Raw genomic sequence first — 5,869 nt, forward strand, 5'->3', positions numbered from 1 at the left:
GATTGGGATCCTGGTGGAAGCCACCTGGGAGGGCATCGCCCGGGATCTCACGCCCGAGCGAATGCGCCAACATCTGGGCGTGGACCCCGGGGCGTTCGAGGCGGAGTTCCTGCGGTGGTGGCAGGGCCGGCGGTAGGCCGCCGCCGGAGGCCCCGCGGGAATCGCCTGGAAAACCGGAGCAGAGGGGGCTGCGGCGGCAGCCCCCTCGATGCTGGCCTGGCGCTCTCCGCGCAGAGCTTCCGGATTCCGACGCTGGATCCTCGGGAGGCCCGGCAACGCCTGAAACAGGTATGGGGCTCCGGGGCGATCTCCCGCGAGCTGCACAGCACGGATGGTGGGTCATCCTACCTGGGCGAGCCGGGTTCCAGAATCCCTTCATCCTTAGCCTGGGGCCAAGATCGGAGGTCTACATGAACGGGTGGCTTCGCGGGTTGCTGATCGGAATAGGGATTCTCACCTTGCTGATCGGCGCCTGCCTGGGGGGCATCGCCATCGGTGCCATGCTGTCCCGCGAGGATGGTCTCGCTCGCCGGATCATGCTTCCTTCTCCCACACCGACGCCCACCCCGACGGCTACACGGACCCCCACTCCGTCCCCTACGCCCTCACCGACCGCCACCCCCTTGCCGCCTCCTGCCCCGAGACCGACGTCCCCGTCGCCTGGGCAGGAAGGTGGCACCACGGCCACCGAGGCGCTCCCGGATCTCCCCGATCCCGATCTCGAGGTCCTCGCCAAAGGACTGGCACCGCAAGCCCGACGGTTCCTGACCCCGGACGATCGCCGACCCCGCGTTCAGATGGCCCTTCGGGTGGAGCCGGAGGCCCGGCGGCTGCGGGGCCGCCTGCGGCTGACCTACTGGAACCGGGAGAGGGCGCCTCTGACCGCTCTGTGCTTCCGCGCCTTCGCCAACGCCCGGTCCTCCGGCGGCAGTCGACTGGAGGTGGGAGAGGCGCGGATCGCGGGGCAGATCACCCGGCCGATCTGGAGTCCAGACCGCACGGCCCTCACCCTGACGCTCCCCTCGCCGTTGCCGCCCGGTGGGCAGGTGGAGGCGGAGCTGCTCTTCACCACGACGGTGGGAACCCGGACGACGGGCTACGGCCTGATGCGGGCGCATCCGGACGGGCGGATGGTGGTCTACTACGGTTATCCGGAGGTGGCGCGGGTGGAGGACGGGCGCTGTGTCCTGGACCCACCGTGGGAGAACGGGGATCTCCACCAGGCAGAGGCCGCCCACTTCTGGATCCGCCTGGCAGTCCCGGAAGGGATGGAGGCGGCGGTCAGCGGCGTTGAGAGCGCTTCCCGGGGGGAGGTCCGGGAGATCGCCGCGCCCTTCGCCCGGAACGTGGTGATGGTGATCGGCCCCATGGACCGGCAGGAGCTGGAGCGCGAGGGCTTCCGGGTGAACGGCTTCTTTGTCCGGGCCGATCCCGGGCAGGCGGAGGCGGCGCTGGAGACGGCCGCGGATGCCTTGGTTCGCTTCAGCGAGGTTTTCAGCCCCTATCCCTTCCCGGAGCTGGATCTGGTGGAAGTCCCCCTGAGCGGAGGGGCGGCCGGCGTGGAGGCGAGCGGATTGGTGATGATCGGGGAGGAGATGTTCAGGATGGGCGATCTGGGAGCGCTGTTCGGCGGCGACGGGATCGACATTCTGGAGTTCGTGATCGTCCACGAGGTCGCCCATCAATGGTGGTATGGGATAGTGGGGAACGACGCCCATCGGGAGCCCTGGCTGGATGAGGGGTTGACGAACTGGTCCACCATGTTCTGGATCGAAAGGGTGCGAGGGAAGGCAGCGGCCGAGGCCGCCTGGGACGCGCTGGTGCTGTTGCCGTATCGCATTCGTCTGATGGAAGGGGATCTCCCGCTGAACCTTCCGGCAGAGCGCTATTCCCAGATGGACTACGTGGCGGTTGTATACGGCAAGGGCGCGTGGATGTTCGAGGTCTTGCGGAGGGAGATGGGCGAGGAGCGGTTCCTGGTGTTTCTGCAGCGGTATCTGGAGCGGCACCGGTTCGGGTGGGCGACGGGGGATTCGTGGAGGGCGGCCCTGGCCGAAATCTGGGGGAAGGAACGGGCGGAGGCTTTCTACCGGAAATGGGTAGAAGGAACAGGGATCACATCGGCGGATCTGCCCCGTGGGGGTCCTTTGACGGAGATGCTGGCGGACCCGAACATCGGGGAGCTGATGCGGATGTTGCTCCGGATGCTGATGGAAGCCCAGCCGTAATCGATAACGCGGGCGATGCATTCGACGCCCTTTGCGCGAACGAGGGCTCCCTCCGGGGATTGGGGGGGCTGGCAGGCCGTCGAAAGCGGTCCGCCAGCCCCTTTTTTTCCCTACAGCCCTCACGGCTGAAGGAAAAGAGGGGAAGGGCTTCATCGCCAAGGGCGCGCCGTGTCCCTGCGAGTGGAACGCACCGCGAGCCTTTGATAGATACGCCGCAGAATTTGGACCCGGCCTTCGGATTTTAGGGACCTGATTTGTAGCCAATTTCACGAATTGTGGTTAGCATAAATAAGCTCGTGAGAACCTCGAGGAAGGAGGCCGATCATGCGACGGATGATGGTGGGATTGGGGGTATTGTTGGCGCTGGGCCTCCTGCTGGCCGCCTGCGGCGGAGGGGGCGCTACCGGCGAAGCGCCGGGCATCGTCATCGAGATGGGAGACATGTACTATAAGCCGAACACCCTGACGGCGAAGCCGGGCCAGACCTTGCAGATCACGCTGGATAACCGGGGAAGCCTGGAGCACAACTTCGTGCTCTATGATGCCGATGGGAAGACGGTTCTGGTTGAAAAAGACGCCATTCAGCCTGGCCAGAAATTGAACCTTTCCCTGAAGGCGCCGGATAAGCCGGGGACGTATCAGTATGTCTGCACCGTGCCCGGGCACAAGGAGGCCGGGATGGTCGGAACGCTGACGGTCCAGCCCTGAAGGAGTCCGCGGGGCGACGCCTTCCCACTGCGTAGGGGTGATCGGGTTGGGGAGAGCCAAGCGGCCAGCTCGGCCCCGGAGGATCAAACCGCTAGGGGGCTCGTTCAGGGCCTATCCCACGGCTGCGTGAGCATCGCATAAAGAAGCAAGCGCGCAGGGGCGGGCCTGAAACCCGTCCCTGCGCGCCGAGCGGGCAAGGCGATGCGTTTCAGAGGGATCCGCCTCAAGCGAACAGCACATACTGGCGCAGGAACGCCAGCACCTCCTCGTAGAAGGCCGCAACGGTCTCCGCACGGCGCCAGCCGTGTCCTTCCCCCGCGTAGATCCGATAAACGTGGGGAACCCCTCGCCGGCGCAGGACCTCAACAATCGCCTCCGCTTGGTTCGGCGGCACCACCCGATCCTCGGCGCCCTGGAAAATGGCGATCGGATCCTGGATCCGGTCTGCGTGGAAGATCGGCGACCACTCTCGGTAGCGCGCTGCGGCCTCCGGGAGCGGCCCGACCAGGATGTCCAGATAGCGGGCCTCGAATTTATGGGTTTCGGCGGCGAGGGTGAACAGGTTGGTAACGCCGTAGAGGCAGATCCCGGCCCGGAAGAACCCCGGATAGCGGATCAGCGCGTTGAGGACCGTGTAGCCGCCGGCGCTGCCGCCCATAATCACCAGCCGTTGCGGATCCGCCAGGCCCCGTTCCACCAGCGCCTGGGCCCCACCGACGGCATCCTCCACATCCAGCAGTCCCCATCGCCCGTTCAGCGCCTCGCGATACGACCGGCCGTAGCCGGTGCTTCCCCGGTAATTCACCTCCAGGTAAGCGAAGCCCCGGGTGGCGAAGAACTGAGCGTCCGCGTTGTAGGTGGCAACCCGCTGGGAGGTCGGGCCGCCGTGGACGCTGATGATCGCTGGCGGAAGGCCAGATCCCTCGATCCCAGGGGCGGTCGGCGGATAATACAGACCGTGGACGGCAGTGCCATCGGAGGCCGTCCACTGGATCGGGCGGGGGATGGACAGATGATCTGGCGGGATCCGTTCCGCGCTGGAGAAGCGGTGGACCTGAAGGCGGCCGTCCTCATAGGAGACGATGCGCGGAGGGATCACCGGGGAAGCGGCGATCATCGCCAAGGCCTCGCGGTCCGGCGCGACGGTCAGCTGCTCGAACCAGGTGTAGGGGCCCAGGTCCAGGCGGGCGATTTCCCCTTTCAGGTTCACGACCTCCAGTGAGGCGAAGGCGTTTTCGTTGCGCCGGTAGAAAACGCGATCCCCTCGCGGGCTCCAGCCGTAAACCCGAAGGCCGTGGACCCAGGCGGGCGGGGCGAGGGTGGTGCCCTCCACCAGGATCCGGCGCGCGCCGGTTTCCAGATCCAGCGCCACCAGGGCGTCCCACTCCCCCTCCGTGAGGATATAGCTCAGGAAGCGGCCATCGGGGGAGAAGGCGGGCTGAAAGACGGGCGTGCGGTCATCGCCGGCGATGGTCTCGATGGAAACCGGTCGGGGCGGTGAGCCCTCCAGACGGGCGAGGCGGAGCCGCGTCCCGTCCCAGGGCATGTTCGGATGATCCCATTCGATCCATGCGATGCGTGTTCCATCGGGGTGCCAGACCGGCTGCATGTAAAAATCAGCGCCCTCGGCGACCTTCTGGGGCCAGAGCCTCCCCTCCGCGTCGACGAGGGCCAGGACGTCCGTCTGGCCGTCGGAGTGAACGTAGATGACCCAGCGTTCATCCGGGGAGAGAGCCGGGGAGGCGGCGTTGCCGAAGGGCGGTGTGATCGGGCGCGGGAGCCCGTGGGCGAGGGGCAGGCGGTAGAGCCGGCCGTTCTCGCCGACGAAGATCACGGCCTCGCGGCCGGCGGTGAACTCGCCGCCGCCGTAGGCGAGGCGGGCGCGGACGGATCCGGAGTCCGTGAGGTCCCGGGGGGCCTCATCCAGCGTGCGGGTCACTAGGACCCCGCGGCCGGATCGCTCCTCGCGCCAGATCAGCGTCTGCCCCGTGCGATCCCATAGGACATCGGTCAGGCGGATCGAGGCCGCCATCCGGTCGGGCGTGAGGGGGCTGGGCCAGAGGCCGTAGGGGAGCTTGCTTGGATCGCTCATCGGTTGCACCTCCTTGTCCGATGTGCATGCGGCTCGAAAGCCGATCCGCTGGGTTCTGGAGACGTTTGCGCTCCGAATCGGAACGTAGCGCTTCTTTATAATCCTGGCTCTGAAGAAGGACAAGCCGTGCATGTTTTTGCCCGACTTGAACGGATATTGGGATGGATCTGGTGAGGCTCCAGTAAAGCGAAGCCAGGGTGGGGGCCACCACGAAGATCACGAAGCCGACGATCCATGGCGCGGCGAAGGCATACCCGGCGAACACATCTTGCTGACGGATCCGGCCCCATCCCCGCCACCGGGCGATCAGACGCGCCAGCGCTCCTGTAGCGATGCTGGAGCCGATGATGAAGAGAACCGTCCCACCTGCCCATAATAGTGTGTAAAGATACGCCCCAGGCATGGCTCGCCTCCTGAACGAGTGAGAGGAAGACACCTTCCTCCCACCCGCTTCCTCTGAGCGGGAAATATCCGCCTTACGGGATCCGGCCGGCCTCCCGCAGAACCTGGGTATATTCTTCCTGGATGTTGCGCAGTGTGGTGTCCAGATCTTGCTGATCTGTGAAGTAGACGGACATCCGCCTGGGAAGAGGGGGATTTTTGTCGAGTGGGCTGGTGAGACCACCGAAGCGGCCTCACTGACCCACGGAAATCCCAGAGAAGCAACCTCCGCTGGTGATCAGCAGCTGGGTTCAACCTGCCAGACGCTTCGCCAGCTCCACGGCTCCCCACAGCGCAACCCGGGTGGATGGAGGCATCCGTCGAATCCGATCCGGCGAGTGAAACAATTCCCCACCTACCCGGGATGCCCCCCGCTGATGCACCAAGGCCCGGCGCAGGG

At 66.1% G+C, this 5,869-nt stretch carries 3 protein-coding genes; 2 read left to right on the forward strand and 1 reads right to left on the reverse strand.

The annotated features are described in order from the left end of the window. Window positions 1-410: 410 nt before the first annotated feature. Both NZM16_RS02520 and NZM16_RS02525 read left to right on the forward strand, forming a co-directional pair. Window positions 411-2,228: a M1 family aminopeptidase gene (locus NZM16_RS02520; protein ID WP_295478294.1), complete on the forward strand. Its 1,818-nt coding sequence runs from the start codon at window positions 411-413 to the stop codon at window positions 2,226-2,228. 324 nt (window positions 2,229-2,552) lie between these two features. After that, a complete protein-coding gene (locus tag NZM16_RS02525; RefSeq protein WP_295478297.1) occupies window positions 2,553-2,936 on the forward strand; it encodes a cupredoxin domain-containing protein in 384 nt (127 codons plus the stop codon). A 223-nt stretch (window positions 2,937-3,159) separates the two neighbouring features. On the opposite strand, the gene NZM16_RS02530 is transcribed toward NZM16_RS02525, so the two are convergent. Next, window positions 3,160-5,028 (reverse strand): S9 family peptidase, encoded by a 1,869-nt coding sequence (locus tag NZM16_RS02530; protein WP_295478299.1) that lies wholly within the window; start codon window positions 5,026-5,028, stop codon window positions 3,160-3,162. Between the last annotated feature and the right edge of the window lie 841 nt (window positions 5,029-5,869).

It is taken from the genome of Thermoflexus sp., from assembly GCF_025055495.1.
Lineage (GTDB): Bacteria > Chloroflexota > Anaerolineae > Thermoflexales > Thermoflexaceae > Thermoflexus.

What these genes read in the sequence shown, in the direction of transcription:
- NZM16_RS02530 (WP_295478299.1), bottom strand. Translation starts at nt 5,028, where the DNA reads ATGAGCGATCCAAGCAAGCTCCCCTACGGCCTCTGGCCCAGCCCCCTC.
- NZM16_RS02525 (WP_295478297.1), top strand. Translation starts at nt 2,553, where the DNA reads ATGCGACGGATGATGGTGGGATTGGGGGTATTGTTGGCGCTGGGCCTC.
- NZM16_RS02520 (WP_295478294.1), top strand. Translation starts at nt 411, where the DNA reads ATGAACGGGTGGCTTCGCGGGTTGCTGATCGGAATAGGGATTCTCACC.